Origin of the sequence: Pseudomonas sp. CG7 (genome assembly GCF_023701885.1) — a bacterium.
In the GTDB taxonomy this organism is placed as follows: domain Bacteria; phylum Pseudomonadota; class Gammaproteobacteria; order Pseudomonadales; family Pseudomonadaceae; genus Aquipseudomonas; species Aquipseudomonas zanjanensis.
This window is the reverse complement of sequence record NZ_JABAEE010000028.1, coordinates 1-17,861: the sequence shown is the minus strand read 5'-3', so window position 1 is coordinate 17,861 and position 17,861 is coordinate 1. Positions and strand designations below refer to the sequence as shown.

General features: G+C 62.9%; 16 protein-coding genes. 12 read left to right on the top strand and 4 right to left on the bottom strand.

Annotated features, from left to right (window positions below; all coding sequences use genetic code 11):
- The first annotated feature begins 166 nt into the window (after positions 1 to 166).
- Complete coding sequence (locus HGO40_RS13470; RefSeq protein ID WP_053124648.1) at positions 167 to 622, top strand: DUF721 domain-containing protein; 456 nt, start codon at positions 167 to 169, stop codon at positions 620 to 622.
- 185 nt (positions 623 to 807) lie between these two features.
- Here HGO40_RS13470 and HGO40_RS13465 read toward each other — a convergent pair whose 3' ends face one another.
- A complete protein-coding gene (locus tag HGO40_RS13465) occupies positions 808 to 2,298 on the bottom strand; it encodes a helicase HerA-like domain-containing protein (protein WP_250963401.1) in 1,491 nt (496 codons plus the stop codon).
- 296 nt (positions 2,299 to 2,594) lie between these two features.
- On the opposite strand from HGO40_RS13465, the gene gpgS reads away from it, so the two are divergent.
- The 3 genes from gpgS to gpgF are packed head-to-tail and all read left to right on the top strand — an operon-like array spanning position 2,595 to position 5,492.
- A complete protein-coding gene (gpgS, locus tag HGO40_RS13460; RefSeq protein WP_250963400.1) occupies positions 2,595 to 3,716 on the top strand; it encodes an N-acetylglucosaminyl phosphatidylglycerol synthase in 1,122 nt (373 codons plus the stop codon).
- 16 nt (positions 3,717 to 3,732) lie between these two features.
- The gene (gene gpgD / locus HGO40_RS13455; RefSeq protein WP_250963399.1) at positions 3,733 to 4,500 is read left to right on the top strand and encodes an N-acetylglucosaminyl phosphatidylglycerol deacetylase; all 768 of its coding nucleotides are present in this window, start codon (positions 3,733 to 3,735) and stop codon (positions 4,498 to 4,500) included.
- Complete coding sequence (gene gpgF / locus HGO40_RS13450; RefSeq protein WP_250963398.1) at positions 4,497 to 5,492, top strand: glucosaminyl phosphatidylglycerol flippase; 996 nt, start codon at positions 4,497 to 4,499, stop codon at positions 5,490 to 5,492. Before gpgD ends, gpgF begins: the two co-directional genes overlap by 4 nt.
- A gap of 4 nt (positions 5,493 to 5,496) precedes the next feature.
- On the opposite strand, the gene HGO40_RS13445 is transcribed toward gpgF, so the two are convergent.
- Positions 5,497 to 5,670, bottom strand: coding sequence for a hypothetical protein (locus tag HGO40_RS13445; protein WP_250963397.1), 174 nt, complete (start codon positions 5,668 to 5,670; stop codon positions 5,497 to 5,499).
- 233 nt (positions 5,671 to 5,903) lie between these two features.
- Complete coding sequence (gene purU, locus HGO40_RS13440) at positions 5,904 to 6,752, bottom strand: formyltetrahydrofolate deformylase (protein ID WP_207964954.1); 849 nt, start codon at positions 6,750 to 6,752, stop codon at positions 5,904 to 5,906.
- Between the two features lie 306 nt (positions 6,753 to 7,058).
- Here purU and mvaT point away from each other — a divergent pair, with 306 nt between their 5' ends.
- The gene (gene mvaT, locus HGO40_RS13435; protein ID WP_003205091.1) at positions 7,059 to 7,436 is read left to right on the top strand and encodes a histone-like nucleoid-structuring protein MvaT; all 378 of its coding nucleotides are present in this window, start codon (positions 7,059 to 7,061) and stop codon (positions 7,434 to 7,436) included.
- An 83-nt stretch (positions 7,437 to 7,519) separates the two neighbouring features.
- On the opposite strand, the gene sbcB is transcribed toward mvaT, so the two are convergent.
- Complete coding sequence (gene sbcB / locus HGO40_RS13430; protein ID WP_250963396.1) at positions 7,520 to 8,956, bottom strand: exodeoxyribonuclease I; 1,437 nt, start codon at positions 8,954 to 8,956, stop codon at positions 7,520 to 7,522.
- Positions 8,957 to 9,328: 372 nt separating this feature from the next.
- Here sbcB and HGO40_RS13425 point away from each other — a divergent pair, with 372 nt between their 5' ends.
- The 7 genes from HGO40_RS13425 to HGO40_RS13395 all read left to right on the top strand — a co-directional run bounded on the left by HGO40_RS13425 (position 9,329) and on the right by HGO40_RS13395 (position 17,613).
- On the top strand, positions 9,329 to 10,054 hold the full coding sequence (locus tag HGO40_RS13425; RefSeq protein ID WP_250963395.1) for an RDD family protein: 726 nt from the start codon (positions 9,329 to 9,331) through the stop codon (positions 10,052 to 10,054).
- Complete coding sequence (locus HGO40_RS13420; protein ID WP_250963394.1) at positions 10,051 to 11,025, top strand: stage II sporulation protein M; 975 nt, start codon at positions 10,051 to 10,053, stop codon at positions 11,023 to 11,025. The genes HGO40_RS13425 and HGO40_RS13420 overlap by 4 nt, the downstream gene beginning before the upstream one ends.
- Positions 11,012 to 12,562, top strand: a complete 1,551-nt coding sequence (locus HGO40_RS13415; RefSeq protein WP_250963393.1) for a DUF4129 domain-containing protein — start codon at positions 11,012 to 11,014, stop codon at positions 12,560 to 12,562. Before HGO40_RS13420 ends, HGO40_RS13415 begins: the two co-directional genes overlap by 14 nt.
- Positions 12,559 to 13,722: a DUF4350 domain-containing protein gene (locus HGO40_RS13410; RefSeq protein ID WP_250963392.1), complete on the top strand. Its 1,164-nt coding sequence runs from the start codon at positions 12,559 to 12,561 to the stop codon at positions 13,720 to 13,722. Before HGO40_RS13415 ends, HGO40_RS13410 begins: the two co-directional genes overlap by 4 nt.
- On the top strand, positions 13,719 to 14,888 hold the full coding sequence (locus tag HGO40_RS13405) for a Fic family protein (protein WP_250963391.1): 1,170 nt from the start codon (positions 13,719 to 13,721) through the stop codon (positions 14,886 to 14,888). The genes HGO40_RS13410 and HGO40_RS13405 overlap by 4 nt, the downstream gene beginning before the upstream one ends.
- Before the next feature lie 96 nt (positions 14,889 to 14,984).
- Positions 14,985 to 15,992 (top strand): AAA family ATPase, encoded by a 1,008-nt coding sequence (locus HGO40_RS13400; protein ID WP_250963390.1) that lies wholly within the window; start codon positions 14,985 to 14,987, stop codon positions 15,990 to 15,992.
- A 289-nt stretch (positions 15,993 to 16,281) separates the two neighbouring features.
- A complete protein-coding gene (locus HGO40_RS13395; RefSeq protein ID WP_250963389.1) occupies positions 16,282 to 17,613 on the top strand; it encodes a DUF58 domain-containing protein in 1,332 nt (443 codons plus the stop codon).
- Positions 17,614 to 17,861: the final 248 nt, after the last annotated feature.

Here is a 17,861-nt window from a genome sequence, read left to right as displayed (position 1 = left end):
CGCTGTGACGGGGCCACACTAAAATAAGGGCTTTTGCGCGAACTTCAACCCGCAAGTGCAGAAGTTACTCATTGATTGTGCAGCTGAAAGCCGCTGGGCGAGAGGGTCGAGGCGCATCCGGCGCTTTCTGCTACCATGGCGCCTCTGTCATTTGCGGTACTCATTCATGGCCTTTCGCCCTCTTCCAGCCAAGGCACCCGCCGTTCTGCTGCGCGAAGCCAAGCCGCTGAAAGCCATCTTCGGCCACGCCCGGCGCCTGGGCCACCTGCAGCGCCTGCTGGACAGCCAGTTGCAACCGGCCGCGCGCGAACATTGCCACGTAGCGTCGTGGCGCGAAGGCAGCTTGTTGCTGATCGTCACGGACGGCCACTGGGCCACGCGCCTGCGCTACCAGCAAAAACGCTTGCTGCGCCAACTCCAGGCGTTCGAAGAATTCGCCAACCTGACGCGGATCCTGTTCAAGGTCCAACCGCCCACTGTCCAGGTCGGCGCCAAGGGGCATACGCTGGATTTGTCCACCGACGCCGCGGCCACCATCCAGGCCACCGCCGACGGCATCAGCGATCCCAACCTGCGGGCGGCGCTGGAGCGGTTGGCGGCCCATGCCAGGCCCAAGGATTGAGATTTTCGGCGGTTGTCTGATAGCTATCGCGAGCAGGCTCGCTCCCACAGGAGATCTTCAGCGGACGCACATTTTGCGTACGACATCGCTCCCACAGGGGATCTTCAGTGGACGCACATTTTGCGTACGACATCGATCCACTGTGGGAGCGAGCTTGCTCGCGAAGGGCGGCGACTCGGTCCCAACTACCGGCGGCGCTTGCTGCCCCCCAGCAACGACCCCATCAACCCACGCACCAACTGCCGGCCCAATTGATTGGCTGCCTGGCGCATCGCCGATTTAAGTGCCTGGCCAGCCGCCGTGCCGAGGAACTCGCCGGCTTGTTCGGTGAAGCTGGGCGCTTCAGCCGCCGGCTTGCTCGGTACCGCTTCGGCCTGGGGCTCCAGCCCCTTGCGCCCCATCAGCACCTCATAGGCCGACTCGCGATCAATCGGCTTGTCGTAGCGCCCTTGCAACGCTGAACTGGCGATCAGCCCGGCGCGCTCGGCCTCGCTCAATGGCCCGATCCGCGATTGCGGCGGCGCCACCAGCACGCGCTGGACCATTTCCGGCGTGCCTTTTTCCTGCAAGGTGCCCACCAGGGCTTCACCGATGCCCAGTTCAGTCAACACCGCCAGGGCATCGAACTGCGGGTTGGGCCGGAAACCATCGGCCACCGCCCGCAGGGATTTCTGTTCCTTGGCCGTGAAGGCTCGCAACCCGTGCTGGATGCGCAAACCCAATTGCGCCAGCACGTCGTCCGGCAAGTCGCCGGGCGACTGGGTCACAAAATACACCCCCACGCCCTTGGAGCGGATCAGCCGCACCACTTGCTCCAGGCGTTCCTGCAACGCCTTGGGCGTACCGGCGAAAAGCAAGTGCGCCTCGTCGAAGAACAGCGCCAGCAGCGGCTTGTCCGCATCGCCGCGCTCGGGCAATTGCTCGAACAGCTCGGCCAGCAGCCACAGCAGGAACGTCGCGTAGACCTTCGGCGCTTCGTGGACCAGGCGGCTGGCGTCGAGCAAGTGGATGCGGCCGCGGCCATCGCTGGCCGGTTGCAGGATGTCTTCAAGCTGCAAGGCCGGTTCGCCGAACAACGCGTCCGCGCCCTGCTGCTCCAAGGTGGACAAGCGCCGCAGCAGCGCCTGGCTGGAGCCGGTGGTCATCAGCGCCGCATCATCCCCCAGTAACTCGGGATTGTCCTTGAGGTGATTGAGCAGCGCCTTCAGGTCCTTGAGGTCCAGCAGCAACAGGCCCTCGCGATCGGCGACCTTGAACGCGGCATAGAGCGCCGATGGCTGGCTGTCCGTCAGTTCCAACAGGCTGCCGATCAACAACGGCCCCATCTCGCTCAGGGTGGTGCGCAGCGGATGACCGGACTGGCCGTGGATATCCCACAAGGTCACCGGATAAGCCTGGGGTTTGTGATCGAGCCAGGGCATGCCCGCGATACGCTCGGCGATCTTGCCCTGAGGGTTGCCCGCCGCGCCGAGGCCGCACAGGTCGCCCTTGATGTCCGCCGCGAACACCGCCACGCCGGCATCGCTGAACATTTCCGCGAGGCGCTGCAAGGTGACGGTCTTGCCGGTACCGGTGGCGCCCGCCACCAGGCCATGGCGGTTCGCCAGGCGCATGGCCTGGCCGATGGGCTGGCCGCTGAGGTCGGCGCCGATAACGAGTTGCGATGAGTCAGGCATGTGGTCACCCGTGGTGTTTGCGATATGACGCCATTTTGCACGCTTATATAAAAGCATGCCTGGGGCATTAAGGCCTCGGCAGCAGGAATAATAGCTGGGAACCCGGGCTGGCCCTATCGCGAGCAAGCTCGCTCCCACAGGGGGTTGTGGTATGCACAGATCCCGTGTGGGAGCGAGCTTGCTCGCGATGAGGCCCTGTCAAACCCAGCAATACGCCACTGACACCCCGTCACCACAACCCCAACCGAACATCTATTCTTCATGAAGGTCAACACAGGAGAACACAGACCGGAGGGATGTTCATCGTGCATATCGCGGACATAACCATGTTCTACGCCCCTGCCAGCGGAGGCGTGCGCACTTACCTGGATGCCAAGCACCGGCGCCTGGGCGATCGGCCCGGTATTCGTCACAGCCTGTTGATTCCCGGCGCGCATTTGAGCGAGCACGACGGAATCTACAAGGTTCCGGCCCCTGCGCTGCCGTTCGGCAAGGGCTATCGTTTTCCCCTTCGCCTGGCGCCGTGGCGCAATGTCCTGCGCGATCTGCAGCCGGACCTGATCGAGGTCGGCGACCCGTACCTCACCGCCTGGGCCGCATTGGATGCCCGTCGTCAGCTCGATGTGCCCGTCATCGGCTTCTATCACTCCGACCTGCCATTGTTGGTGAGCAACCGCATGGGCAACTGGTTCACTCCCAACATCGAAGCCTACGTCAGCAAGTTATATGGCAATTTCGACCGGGTCCTGGCCCCAAGCCAGGTCATGGCCGACAAACTGACCGGGCTGGGGGTCAAGAACGTCTTCGTGCAACCCTTGGGCGTCGACCTGCAAACCTTCACCCCCGCCGCCCGCGACCCGGAACTGCGGGCCGAGCTGGGCATTGCCGAAGACACGCGCCTGCTGATTTTCGCCGGTCGCGGCTCCAAGGAAAAAAACCTGCCGGTGCTGCTCAAGTGCATGAAACGCCTGGGCGAGCGCTATCACCTGTTGCTGGTGGGCTCGTCGATGCCCGCCGTGGTGCCGGACAACGTCACGGTGGTCGATGAGTTCTGCCCGGCGCCGCAAGTCGCCCGGCTCATGGCCAGCGCCGATGCCCTGTTGCACGCCGGTGACCAGGAAACTTTCGGCCTGGTGATCCTCGAAGCCATGGCCAGCGGTATTCCCGTGGTGGCCGTGGCGGCCGGGGCCTTCACCGAAATCGTCAATGAGGACTGCGGGTTGCTGTGCACGCCCAACAACCCGCAGGCCATGGCCAATGCCGTGCGGCAACTGTTTGCCGAAGGCTGCCAGCGCCGTGGTGCACTGGCGCGCCGGCATGTGGAACGGCATTACGCTTGGGATACCGTGGTCAACAGTTTGCTGGGGCATTACCACGCCGTGCTCGGCGAACAGCTACCGCTGCTGGCCAATGGTTGAGGCGAGGTCCGTGTCGATGAGTTCCTCACCCAGCGTGCTTTTGGTGCTGCACGACGTGGCTCCGCAAACCTGGCCCGATTACCAGCCCTTCGTCGAGGCCGTCGATGCCCTCGGCCAGGTGCCGATGACCTGGCTGGTGGTGCCGGATTTTCATCGCAACAATGCCTTGGAGGCTCACCCCGGCTTTCGGCGCCTGCTCGACAGTCGGGTGGAGCGTGGCGATGAGCTGGTGTTGCATGGCTACTACCATTGCGACGACGGCCCTGTTGCCCGTCACCCCAAGGATTGGTTCATGCGCCGGGTCTATACCCACGAAGGGGAGTTCTACAACCTGTCCGAGCAAGCCGCCCTCGCCCGCCTGCGCGCCGGGATCGACACCTTTGAGCGTTACCACTGGCCGCTGGAAGGTTTCGTCGCCCCGGCCTGGCTGATGAGCGAAGGCACGCGTCGGGCGTTGCGCCAGTTGCCGCTGAGCTACACCAGCGATACCCAACACCTCTATCGCCTGCCCGACTTTACCGCCATCGACGCGCCGGGCCTGGTCTGGAGCGCCCGCAGCGCCTGGCGCCGTGGCCTGTCGAAAGTCATCAGCGACCAGCGTGAACAGCGCTGGCGCCAGGCCCCGGTGATTCGCCTTGGCTTGCACCCGGTGGACATGCGCCACGGATTTTCCCGCGACTATTGGCTGCGCACCCTCGAACGCCTGCTCAACGACGGGCGCGTGCCGATGACCAAGGTCGGCGGGCTGGCGACCCAGGGGCTGCTGGCCCGTAGCGCCGCATGAAACGGCTGATCTGGCTGGGCGCCGCGCTGCTCACGGCGCTATTGGTGCCGCTGCTGGTCGGCGGCGGGGAAATGTGGTCGCGGGTGCAGCGTTTTCCCTTGTCGCTGCTGCTGGCCATGCTCGGCATGATCGTGCTGTGCTGGGGCTTGAACTCCGTACGCTTGCGCCTGTTGCTGGGTGAATACCGTGGACGCATCGGCCGGTGGAAAAGCATGGGCGTGGTGATGTCCACCGAGTTCGCCATGTGCGCGACGCCCGGCGGCAGTGGCGGCCCGCTGACGCTGATGGCCCTGCTAGCGCGCAACGGCGTGCGCCCGGCCCATGGCAGCGCGGTGTTCGCCATGGATCAACTGAGCGACTTGCTGTTCTTCCTCTGTGCCTTGGTGGGCATTCTGTTCTACGCGCTGTTCCAGAACCTCAGCCAGCGCCTGGAATGGATGCTGGCGTTGAGCGCGATTTCATTGTTTGGCGGGCTGTTCGGCTGCGTCCTGGTGGCCCGTTATCATCGTCGATTGATCCTGCTGGGCGCTCGGGTGCTGCGGCACTTGCGGGTAAAGACCACCACCCGCCGACGCTGGGGCCGCAAGATCCTGAACTTCCTCGCGGCGTTCACCGACACCTTGAAATTGCCGCGACGGACCCTGTTCCAGGTCTTCGGCCTGACCTGCCTGCATTGGGCGCTGCGCTACAGCGTGTTGTACCTGGCCTTGAAGGGACTCGGGGCGGACTTGCAGTGGGCCTGGAGTTTCCTGATCCAGATGCTGTCCTTGAGCGCGGGACAGTTCAGCCTGCTGCCCGGTGGCGCCGGGGCGGCCGAACTGACCTCGGCGGCGCTGCTGGCGCCCATGGTGGGCAAGTCCACCGCGGCGGCGGCGATCCTGATCTGGCGGGCGGTGACCTATTACTTCTACCTGGTGGCCGGCGGGCCGGTGTTTTTCCTGATGGTCGGGCGGCCGTTGATCAAGAAGCTGATCAGGCTCAGGCAAGCCTGACCGGTCACGGCTTTTGTTCGGCCTCGTCCTGGGGATGCAGTTGCTCCCACAATTGCGCGGCGTCGGGAAACTCGGTGCCGTCCTCCGGGCTCAATGCGTCAGGGTCGTAGCGGCGGAGGCAGCCTTCGCCCAGGGTGGCTGGGGCCTTGGAGGTGGCTTTGTCCAATGGATCGGTCATGGCGCAGCGTTGCTCCTTGAGCGGTATGAATCACTGTGGCGAGGGAGCTTGCGCCCGCTCGGCTGCGCAGCAGTCGTAAAGCCTGCCTACTCTTTTCCCCGGTGCACGGTGTTGAATGGTTTTGGGTCTGCTTCGCAGCCCAGCGGGAGCAAGCTCCCTCGCCACGGGGCATCGTTGTTCTTTAGTCAATAAAAAGGCCTGGCGATCGCTCGTCCAGGCCCTTCGAAGCGTAGTCAGAAGACCACGGTCTTGTTGCCGTGCACCAGCACCCGGTCTTCCAGGTGATAACGCAGACCGCGGGCCAACACCATTTTCTCGACGTCACGGCCGAAACGCACCATGTCTTCGATGCTGTCGCTGTGGCTGACGCGCACCACGTCCTGCTCGATGATCGGGCCGGCATCCAGCTCTTCAGTCACGTAGTGACAGGTGGCGCCAATCAGCTTCACACCGCGCATCGAGGCCTGGTGGTACGGCTTGGCCCCGACGAACGACGGCAGGAAACTGTGGTGGATGTTGATGACCTTATGGGCGTACTCGCTGCACAACGCCGGCGGCAGGATTTGCATGTAGCGGGCCAGCACCACCACTTCGGCGTCGTGCTGCTTGACCAGCCGCGAGACTTCGGCGAATGCCGGCTGCTTGTCTTGCGGGTTGACCGGCACGTGGTAGTACGGGATGCCGTGCCATTCCACCATGCTGCGCAAGTCATCATGGTTGGAGATCACACAGGCGATGTCGCAATCGAGCTCATCGCTGTGCCAGCGGTGCAACAGGTCAGCCAGGCAGTGAGATTCACGACTGGCCATCAGCACCACGCGTTTTTTCTGCGCGGTGTCGGTGATGCGCCAGTCCATCGAGAACTCTTGGGCAATGGGTGCGAACGCTTCACGGAAGGCTTCGATACCGAAGGGCAGCGAGTCGGCACGGATCTCGTGACGCATGAAAAACCAACCGCTTTGATTGTCCGAGTGATGGCTCGCTTCGGTGATCCAGCCGTTATGGGACGCCAGAAAGTTACTGACTTTAGCAACGATGCCGACGCGGTCCGGGCAAGCAATCACCAGACGAAAAGTGCGCATTAGGGAAACTCCAGAACTTCGCAAAGGCGGCCATTCTAGCCATTGCGCGGCAAAACTGCAGTATCGATGACACGCCGGAGCCTGGGCGACCGCCCCAGGCCATGGCCGGCGAGGCCTGGCAAGGCCGGCTATATGTGTGAATAGATGTGAAGACACTGTCACGGTATTTAACTGCAACAGGTTTTTTTGTGGCGCAGCACTAATTAATTAAATAAAACATCGGTTAAATGTTTACTTGATGAAACTGTCTGATTACTATTGCCGCACTGTCTCCTTGTCACCCGCGTCCTACATAAGGTAGTCCACATGTCCTTGATCAATGAATACCGCGCCACAGAAGAAGCCATCAAAGAACTGCAAGCTCGCCTGAAAAATCTGTCGCAAGACGACAAACTGCAAACCGAGCTGGAATTCGAAGGCAAACTGCGCACGCTGATGGGCGAATACTCCAAGTCGCTGCGTGACATCATTGCCCTGCTGGATCCAGAAGCCAAGTCGAGCAAAGCGCCACGTGGCGCCGTCAAAACTACTGGCACCAAGCGCGCTCGCAAAGTTAAGCAATACAAGAACCCGCACAACGGCGAAGTCATCGAAACCAAAGGTGGCAACCACAAGACGCTGAAAGAGTGGAAAGCCAAGTGGGGCGGTGACGTGGTAGAAGGCTGGGCAACCCTGCTGGGCTAAGCCTCGCCGCGTCGCATGCTTCTTTGCGAACAAAAAAACGCCAGCGATTGCTGGCGTTTTTTTATGCCTGTCATCTTTTCAATTCATAGCGACTCAAGGCTTAAACGTTTGCGCAATTGCTGGCTGTAGCCTTGCCATTGCATGAGTACTTCTCGCTGCATGGGTGTCGACAGGTCCAGCCACTCTCCCATCGCCTCGTCAAAACTTTGCAAGGTATTAGGCGCTCCCCATTCCGGGGCGGACAGACGTTGTTGACAGAAAAGTCTCCAACGCCCCTGCTCTTTGGGATCCAAGGTGTCTGGAAAGTTGCGTGCGCGATATCGGAACAATAGTTCCGGCAGACGCTCATCATCGAAAGGCCAGCGCTCTTGAGCCAATTGCGCCGGGTCCGCCATGCGCACTTGTTCACATAAACGCCGATCGCGGTCGCCCAAGAAGCCTGCGTATAACTGTTGCTCGGGATCCTCGCTGGCGGTGAAATCTTCGTGGCCATAAATAGCCTGAAGTTTATCTTGCCAAACTTTCTGTGCGTCAGTTAGCCGCAATGCCCGCTGTTGGTAACCCTCCATGTCCAGCGCCAGTCGCTGTTGGTCCTCGAGGCGCAGCACCGACAACGGCGCGACCACCGGGCATTTGTTGATATGGATAAGCTTGAGCGGCACTGGCAGCTCACCTTCGAGCAGTTCTTCACGGCGGGTATACAACCGTTGGCGCAGGCTGTCGGCGTCGTGGTCCAACAAGCCCTGGGGGTCCAGGTGCAGGTCGCAGACAATCAGGGCGTTGCGGTTTTTCGGATGCCAGGCCAGGGGCAGGACCACGCCGATGTAGTTGCGCGCCGCCGAGAAGCGACCGGAAATATGCACCATCGGCTGCAACAGGCGGATCTGGTCCATCACCTTCTGTTTGCTGCGCAACTGGAACAGCCAGTCGTAGAGCCGGGGCTGCTGCTGGCGGATCAGGCGAGCCAGGGCGATGGTCGCGCGCACGTCCGACAACGCGTCGTGGGCCTGGCCATGGTCGATGCCGTTGGCGGCGGTCAGGCGTTCGAGCTTGAGGCTGACGCGACCGTCTTCCTGCGGCCAGACAATGCCTTGTGGGCGCAGCGCATAGGCCGCGCGCACCAGGTCGATCAGATCCCAGCGACTGTTACCGCCCTGCCATTCCCGCGCGTACGGGTCGAAGAAGTTTCGATAAAGGCTGTAGCGGGTCATTTCATCGTCGAAGCGCAGGGTGTTGTAGCCGGCGCCACAGGTACCGGGCGCGGCCAGTTGGTCGTGGACACGGGTCATGAAATCGGCTTCGCTCAAGCCTTTTTCGGCCAGGCATGACGGGGTGATGCCGGTAATCGCACAGGCCGCCGGATGCGGCAGGATGTCATCGCTGGGCCGGCAATACAGGTTCACCGGTTCGTCGATTTCATTGAGCTCGAAATCGGTACGGATACCCGCCACCTGCAAGGGCCGGTCGCAACGCGGGTTGATGCCGGTGGTTTCGTAGTCGTACCAGAAGATGGAAGTCACGGGCTGTTCCTGAACTGAAGACTGGCGAAGTCTAGGCGCTCGAACCCGCCTGCGACCAGCAGTGCTGTAACTTTTGAATGCCAACACACGGGTCCACCCCATGCCCCATGTGGGAGCGAGCTTGCTCGCGATGGCGGTGGGTCAGCTTGCATCCCTGTTGAATGGGCTGCCGTCATCGCGAGCAAGCTCGCTCCCACAGTTGGTCTGCGGTGCCTGCGAGTGCAATCCCGGCATGGAGGTACAGACCGTGTTCGCCCTCCCAATCCTGTTGCAAACCATGAAATGACCCACAGTTCTATCGTTTGCCCGCGCGAAGACTGCTAGCATCTGGGCCGAGATTGAAGATTCGGTCTGGCCCATCACAGGTTGCCCATGCTCGAGACCCCAGCACTGCAAAGGAACGCGACGCTGCCCGCGCCCCTGGACACGCGTTATCAGGTTGAAACGCCGGAAGGCAGCGACCTGCCGCTGCGCCCGGCGGGGTTGATGCCGCGTGCAATCGCCTTCGCCATCGACCTGGGCATTCGCGGGCTGGTCCTGGGGTTTTTCTTCCTGGTCCTGGCATTTTTCGGTGAGCTGGGGCTCGGCCTGGGTTCCATCCTGCTGTTTGTCGTCAGTTGGTGGTACATGGTGCTGTTCGAGGTGCTCAACCAGGGGCGCTCTCCCGGCAAGCAGATCATGGGGCTGCGCGTGGTGCAGGACGATGGCCGGCCCATCGGCTGGTCGGCGTCGTTGATCCGCAACCTGCTGCGTTTCGTCGACATGCTGCCCTTTGGCTACACCTTCGGGGCCATTTGCTGCCTGCAGCATCCGGCGTTCAAGCGCCTGGGCGACCTCGCGGCCGGCACGCTGGTGGTGTATCGCGAACAACCTGTCAAACGCCCCGCATTGCCCATGGCCCCGCCGATACGCACGCCTTTCACCCTGAACTTGCATGAACAACGCGCCGTGCTGGGCTTCGCCGAACGCCAAGCAGAACTGTCCCGGGCGCGGGTCAACGAACTGGCGGCGATCCTGGCCGCGCCACTGAACGTCCAGGGGCCGAACGCCACCGCCGAGCTCAATGGCATCGCCCGCGGCCTGTTGGGGCCGACATGAAGCAAAGCCTGTTCGAAAGCCGCCACCAAGGCGAATGGGAGCATCTGTCCCGACAACTCGATCAACTGGAGCGCAGCCGCAACGTGCCCCAGAGCGGTGATTTCCCCGCCGCCTATCGACGGCTCTGCCATCACCTGGCACTGGCCCAGGCCCGGGGCTACAGCAGCTTGCTGGTCGACACCCTGCAACAACTGGCGCTACGCGGTCATCAGCAACTCTACCGGGATCGCAGCCGCCCCTCGGCCAGCCTCTCGGCCGTCATCCTGGTCGGTTTCCCTCGCCTGGTACGTGAACAATGGCGCTTTGTGCTGGCCGCCAGCCTGCTGTTCCTCGGCAGCCTGGTGGGCATCGGGCTGTTGGTCTATCTGTTTCCGGAACTGGTCTACAGCGTGCAGGGCGCCGACGAGATCAGCCAGATCCGCAGCATGTATGACCCCGCCTCCGGGCACCTGGGGCGCTCGGTCGAACGGGCCGCCAGCGAAGACTGGGTCATGTTCGGCTACTACATCATGCACAACATCGGCATTGCCTTTCAGACGTTCGCCAGTGGCTTGATGTTTGGTCTCGGGAGCGCGTTCTTCCTGCTTTTCAATGGCCTGACCATCGGCGCAGTGGCCGGGCACCTGACCCAGATCGGCTCGGGGGGAACGTTCTGGTCGTTCGTGATCGGCCACGGCGCCTTCGAACTCACCGCCATCGCCTTGGCCGGTGCCGCGGGCCTGCAATTGGGCTGGGCCTTGATCGCGCCGGGACGCCTGACCCGGGGCGAGGCCTTGCGGCTCGCGGCGGGCAAAAGCGTGCTGATGATCGGCGGCGTGATGCTGTTCCTGCTCATTGCCGCGTTCATCGAGGCCTACTGGTCCTCCAGCGCCGCGACGCCCGCCACCAAATACACGGTGGGCGCGTTGTTGTGGCTGTTGGTGATCAGCTATCTGTCGTTTGCCGGACGGGTCCGCCATGCGCCTGAGTGATGCCACCGTCGTCATCCGCCCACGCACCACCTGGGAAGCCATGGACCTGGGTGTATTGATGAGCCAGCAGCATCGACGCTTGCTGATGACCAGTTGGGCGATCATCACGCTACCGGTGTACCTGTTGCTGACCCTGCTGCTGTGGGATTCACCGTCCCTGGTGGTGATGCTGTTCTGGTGGCTGAAGCCGGCCTTTGACCGTCTGCCCTTGTACATTCTGTCCAAGGCGCTGTTTGGCGAAACCCCGACCTTGAGGCAGGCCTTGCGCCAATGGCCAGCGCTGCTCAAGCCCCAGTTGCTGGCCAGCCTGACCTGGCGCCGGCTGAGCCTGAGCCGCAGTTTCCTGCTGCCGGTGGTGCAACTCGAAGGGCTCGCCGGTGAAGCGCGGGAGCAACGCATACGGGTATTGCTGCAACGCAACCGTGGCGCTTCGCAATGGTTGACCATCATCGGCATGCACCTGGAAACCGCCCTGTGGTTCGGCCTGATGGCGCTGTTCTATCTGTTCGTGCCGCAACAAGTCGAACTGCAATGGGATTGGGAGACGCTGGTGTCCGCAGCCGAACACGACTGGTTGTGGTTCGAGCACCTGGTCAACTTCCTGTATCCGCTGCTGCTGATCTTGTGGGAACCGGTGTACGTCGCCTGCGGCTTCAGCCTCTACCTGAACCGGCGTACGATCCTCGAGGCGTGGGACATCGAACTGGTGTTCCGGCGCCTTCGCCAACGGCTGAGCGGCGTAGCCCCGGTGTTGTTGCTCCTGGCCCTGGTGATGCTGCCATTGGCGCCCCCGGCGTTTGCCGCAGAGGACACCAACGGCCCCGACAGCCCGCGGCTGCTCAACCAGCCCCTCACCAGCGAAGCCTCCCGGGACGGCATCGAGGCGATCCTCGACGCCCCGCCCTTCAAGAACTCCGAGACCATCACCCGTTATCGTTTCGGCGAAGACACCGCTGAACCCGCCGAGGAGACCGAAGAGACCGAGGCCAAACCGAGCTGGCTCAAGGCCCTGTTCAAATGGCTCGGCGGCCAACGCTTCGACATCGCCGCCGCGCTGATCCAGATCGCGCTGTGGGCCTGCTTGATAGGCGCGATCGTCTGGCTGGCCTGGCACTATCGGGAACGGCTCAAGGCCCTGGTCAATCGCCGACCGACGCCACGCCTGCCCGTGGAACGAGCGGCGCCGGCACGCATGTTCGGCCTGGATATCCGTGAAGAAAGCCTGCCGACCGACATCGCCGCCAGCGTCGAACAACTGTGGGCCACGCAACCCCGTGAAGCCCTGGGCCTGCTGTACCGGGCGCTGCTCAGCCGGTTGCATCATGACTTCAAGATCCCCTTGAAACCGTCCGACACCGAAGGCCAGGTGCTGCAACGCGTCGAACAGCTCAAGCAGGACGACCTGCTGGGCTTCAGCAAAGCCCTGACGCTGCATTGGCAAAACATTGCCTACGGGCATCGCCCACCGCCGACCCACCTGCAACAGGAACTGTGTGACGGCTGGCGCGGGCTATTCGGTCCGGGAACGTCTCGATGAGCCGGCATGCGGGGTGGCTGATCGGCGCCGTGCTGGCCGCCGTGGTGTGCGCATTCGGCTTCTATCTCTACGCCAAAGCCGTGCCCTATGAAGAGGTCGTCGAGCACGGCCCTTCTCCCGAAGCCCAGGCCAACCCTTACCTGGCCGCCGAGCATTTCCTGCGCCAGCGGGGCATCAACGTCGAGCACGCCAACAGCCTGGATGTATTGCCCACCCTGGAGCCTCGCCAGCACAGCCTGCTGTTGCTGGGCGAGCGCACCCACATGACGCCCCGGGAAGTCGACCGATTGATGAACTGGACCCGGGCCGGCGGGCGCTTGCTCTTCGTGGCCGAAGCCTTGTGGGACGACAGCGCCGGCAACAGCGGCGACCTGCTGCTCGACCGCGTGCGCCTGCGCCAATTCCTCAGCAAGGACCTCAAGGAGCCCGCGCCCGAACTGATCAAGGACCGTTATCCGGAACTGACCAAGCTCTACCTGGAAGACGAAGAGGCGCCGGCCTATATCGGCTTCGACACCGACTTTCACCTCGAAGACCCGCATAACCTGGCCCAGGCCTGGGCCAACAGCGCGTCGTCGACCCACATGATGCAATTGACCCTCGGCCTGGGCTCGATCACCGTGCTCACCGATGCCGAGCTGTGGAAGAACGATGCGATCGACCAGTACGACAACGCCTGGCTGCTCTGGTACTTGAGCGCCGACACGGACGTCACGCTGCTGTTCAATACCGACCACGACGACCTGCTGACCCTGTTGCTGCGCTATTTCCCCCAAGCGCTGGTGGCATTGCTGGCCCTGGTTGCCCTGTGGTTCTGGCATTCGGCGGTGCGCCATGGCCCGCTGCAACCCCCCGCCTCCAAGGCGCGGCGCCAGTTGGAAGAACACGTGCAGGCCAGCGCCGGTTTCCACCTGCGCCACAACGGCCAGCAGCACCTGTTGCACGCCTTGCAGCAAGACGTGCTGCGCCGGGCACGCCACCTTCACCCAGGTTTCGAACAACTGGCCGTCGCCGAACAGTGGCAGGTACTCGCCCGCCTGACCCGACAACCGACGCGGGCCATCAGCCAGGCCTTGAGCCCACGGCCGAAACAGCGGATGTCCGGCGCCGAGTTCTGCCGCCAGGTCGCCCATTTGCAAAGCCTTAGGAATGCCTTGTGAACTTGGTACTTGGACCAGAAATTCTGCCCGACTCGATCTTTCTGGCCGCGGATCAGTTGCCACGCAAGGCAGCCTTCCTGGCCGGACGGCTGGCCGATGAGACATCCAGGCAACTGGCGGGCCTGTTGCGCATCACCAACACCTACTACTCGAACCTGATCGAAGGGCATCGCACCGAGATTGCCGACCTCCAAGTTGCTCGCACGACACCAAAACGGGAAAGAAAGGAACTCAAAGAGCTGGCCGTGCACCACATGACGCAGCAGGAAGTGATGGAGCGGCTACTTCGTATGCGGCCAGCGGACAATTTCTCCGCGCTGTTCGATCCCAAGTTGATCGCGGCCATCCATCGTCGTCTGTTCAAGGACGCGTCCAAGCAGGAACTGACCCTGGGCGATGGGCGCCTGATGGAACCCGGCAGGCTGCGGGCCGAAGAAAATGAACAGGTCCAGGTTTGCGCGCATGTCGCTCCCTCGGCGGCTGTTGTATTGCCCATGCTTGAGCATCTGCAGTTGCACTACGGACGAATCAGGGATCCGCGGCGCCAATTGATCGCTGCCCTGGCAGGCCATCACCGGGTGGCGCTTGCTCACCCCTTCCTGGACGGCAATGGTCGAGTGATTCGGATGCTCACCCACCTGCAACTGGTTCACCTCGGGCTAAAACCTTTTCTTTGGTCACTGTCTCGCGGCCTGGCTCGCAGGCAAGATGAGTACTATCGCTTCCTGGCCCTGGCTGATCGCCCTCGCGAAGGTGACTATGACGGGCGCGGCCAACTCTCACAGCGTCACTACTTCAACTTCATCGAGTTCATGCTCGATGTCTGCCACGACCAGATCGAGTACATGACGACCTCGCTAAACCCGGCCAAGCTGCGCGAACAGGTTGTTCATGTGTTCTCGACGGATCCTGAGCTTCGCCGTGCCGGCATCCGACCCACCAGTGCTGCTGCCGTACTGGCGCTTCTCACTCAGGGCGTAATGCCGCGGGCGGAGTTCAAGGTATTCACAGGCTTGAAGGATCGGCTGGCAACCGAAGAGCTGGGCCGCTTGATCGAAGCGGGGATCGTGGTTAGCAGTACCCCCCGGTCTCGAACGGTGGAAGCGGGGTTGCCCGCACGCTTCGCCGGATTAATCTTTCCAAACCTGCATTTTCAGATGGGCTAAGGTGTGCCAGCGACTCAGCTATCACTGCCCGGCACTGAAGGATGAAAGCGTTAGATCACGAGTAAATAGGATTTAACCGTTAGGAGAACGCCAGAATTGACGACTGAACAGAACGAACCTGCCGACGGCCAGGCCCACGCCGCCCAACAGCGCCAGCGCGCCAGTCAGTTGGCCCAGGCCATCCGCACCGAGCTACGCAAAGCGGTGGTGGGTCAGGCCAGTGTGATCGACGATGTGCTCACGGCATTGATCGCCGGTGGCCACGTATTGCTCGAAGGCGTTCCCGGATTGGGCAAGACCTTGCTGGTGCGGGCCCTGGCTCGCTGTTTCAACGGCGAGTTCGCGCGCATCCAGTTCACCCCCGACCTGATGCCCAGCGACGTCACCGGGCACGCGGTGTACGACTTGCAGACCGAGCAGTTCAAGCTGCGCAAGGGCCCGGTGTTCACCCATCTGCTGCTGGCCGACGAGATCAACCGTGCGCCAGCCAAGACCCAGGCCGCGCTGCTCGAAGCCATGCAGGAGCGCCAGGTCACCCTGGAAGGCCGTGCCCTGCCCATCGCCCAGCCGTTCATGGTCCTCGCCACCCAGAACCCCATCGAACAGGAAGGCACCTACCCGCTGCCGGAAGCCGAGCTCGACCGCTTCATGCTCAAGGTGCGCATGGATTACCCGGATGCCGACCAGGAGCTGGACATGGTCCGCCAGGTCAGCCGTTCGACCCGCGCCGACATGCTCGATGTGCAACCGCTGCGCATGGTGTTGCAGGCCAAGGACGTGCAAGCGTTGCAACGCATCGCCAGCGACCTGCCGATGGACGACCAGGTGCTCGACTACGCCGTGCGCCTGGCCCGCACCACCCGCAGTTGGCCGGGCCTGACCCTCGGCGCCGGGCCTCGCGCGTCGATTGCCCTGGTGCGTTGCGCCCGGGCCCGGGCGTTGTTGCGCGGCGGCGACTTCGTCGTGCCGGACGACATCAAGGGCTGCGCCCTGGCCGTACTGCGCCATCGCGTGCGGCTGGCACCGGAACTGGACATCGAAGGGCTGTCGGTGGATCAGGTGCTGGGGCAGTTGCTTGATCAAGTGCCGGCGCCGCGGTTGTGATGAGGGCGTCTGTGCCAAGCGTGCTTTTTGTGCCAGGAATACCTTCTATGGCAGGAATGTCTTCTGTACCAGGAATGCTTTTTGTGCCAGGAAAATTCTTTGTGGCAGGCATGCTTTTTGTGGCGAGGGAGCTTGCTCCCGCTGGGCTGCGAAGCAGCCCCCAAGTTCTATCTGACACACCGCCAAGGGACGCTGCGCGTCCAGCGGGAGCAAGCTCCCTCGCCACAGGAAACCTCACTGCAGCAAATTTCTTTGCCAAGGCAAACATCCCCTGCAAGGGCATGCGCCGATGAAACCCTCACGCCTGCTGCTGACCTGGCTCGCCGTGCTGCTGGGCGTGAGTATCGTGCTCGGCGCACTGCGAGCGCTGGGCATCGCGGTGCCATCGACGCTGCTGTCGATCAACTGGGGGTTGCTGCTGGCCTTGCTGGCCCTGGCGCTGCTCGACGCGGTGCGCGTCCGGCGCCTGCCCTCGCCGCGGGTGCAACGGCAAATGCCCGGGAGCCTGGCCCTGGGCCGCTGGGGTGATGTCCGCCTGGAAGTCAGCCACGACTTTGCCCAGCCGCTGCACGTGCAGCTTTTCGATCATGTTCCCGATGGCCTGGACTTCGAAAACCTGCCGCAGTCGGTCGAACTGCAACCCGGCCAGCGCAGCCAGGTCGGCTACCGCCTGCGCCCGCTCAAGCGCGGTCACTTTACCTTCGTCCAGTGCGAAACCAACCTGCCGAGCCCGCTGGGCTTGTGGACCGATAAGCGCCTGCTGGACGCCGTCGACCACACCCGCGTCTACCCGGATTTCGCCAGGCTCTACGACGGTCAGTTGCTGGCGGTGGACAATTGGCTCAGCCAGCTCGGCATTCGCCAGCGGCAACGCCGCGGCCAGGGGCAGGAATTCCATCAACTGCGCGAATTCCGCGAGGGCGACAGCCTGCGCCAGATCGACTGGAAAGCCACCGCCCGCCATCGCACGCCGATCGCCCGGGAATACGAAGACGAGCGCGACCAGCAGATCATCTTCATGCTCGACTGCGGCCGACGCATGCGCAGCCAGGACGGCGAGCTGGCGCATTTCGACCACGCCCTCAACGCGTGCCTGCTGCTCAGCTACACCGCCCTGCGCCAGGGCGATGCCGTGGGCCTGAGCACCTTCGCCAGCGAGCAAAGCCGCTACCTCGCCCCGGTCAAAGGCACCGGCCAACTCAACGTCCTGCTTAACACCGTGTACGACCTCGACAGCAGCCAACGTCCCGCCGACTACCAGGCCGCCGTCACCGAACTGCTGGCCCGGCAAAAACGCCGGGCCCTGGTGGTGCTGGTGACCAACCTGCGGGATGAAGACGATGCGCAATTGCTCGCGGCCGTGAAACGGCTGGGGCAACAGCATAGGGTGCTGGTGGCCAGCCTGCGCGAAGACGCCCTCGACCGGTTGCGCCAGGCACCGGTGCAAACCTTGCCCGAGGCCTTGGCCTATTGCGGGACGGTGGACTATTTGAATGCGCGGGCGGAGCTGCACAAGCAGCTCGCCGCCCACGGCGTGCCAACCCTGGATTCGCGCCCCAGCGAATTGGGTGCGGCCCTGGTGACCCAATACCTGGCCTGGAAAAAAGCCGGAACCGCCTGAAGCTGATCACTTAAGTAACACGATGAACCCGTGGCGAGGGAGCTTGCTCCCGCTGGGCTGCGTAGCAGCCCCTTTTTTGGGGAGCGCTTCGCACTGAAACAGCAGCCCGATCACATTGGTCCTACAGCGAGACAGCAAAAGTCCGATTAACTACAGCGCCTTGCGCAACGGACTACAGATCCGCCAGAATCCGCCGGCTTGTGCACCTTGGCCTCGCCCCGTAACTTGATTCGCGTCGCTGATATTCA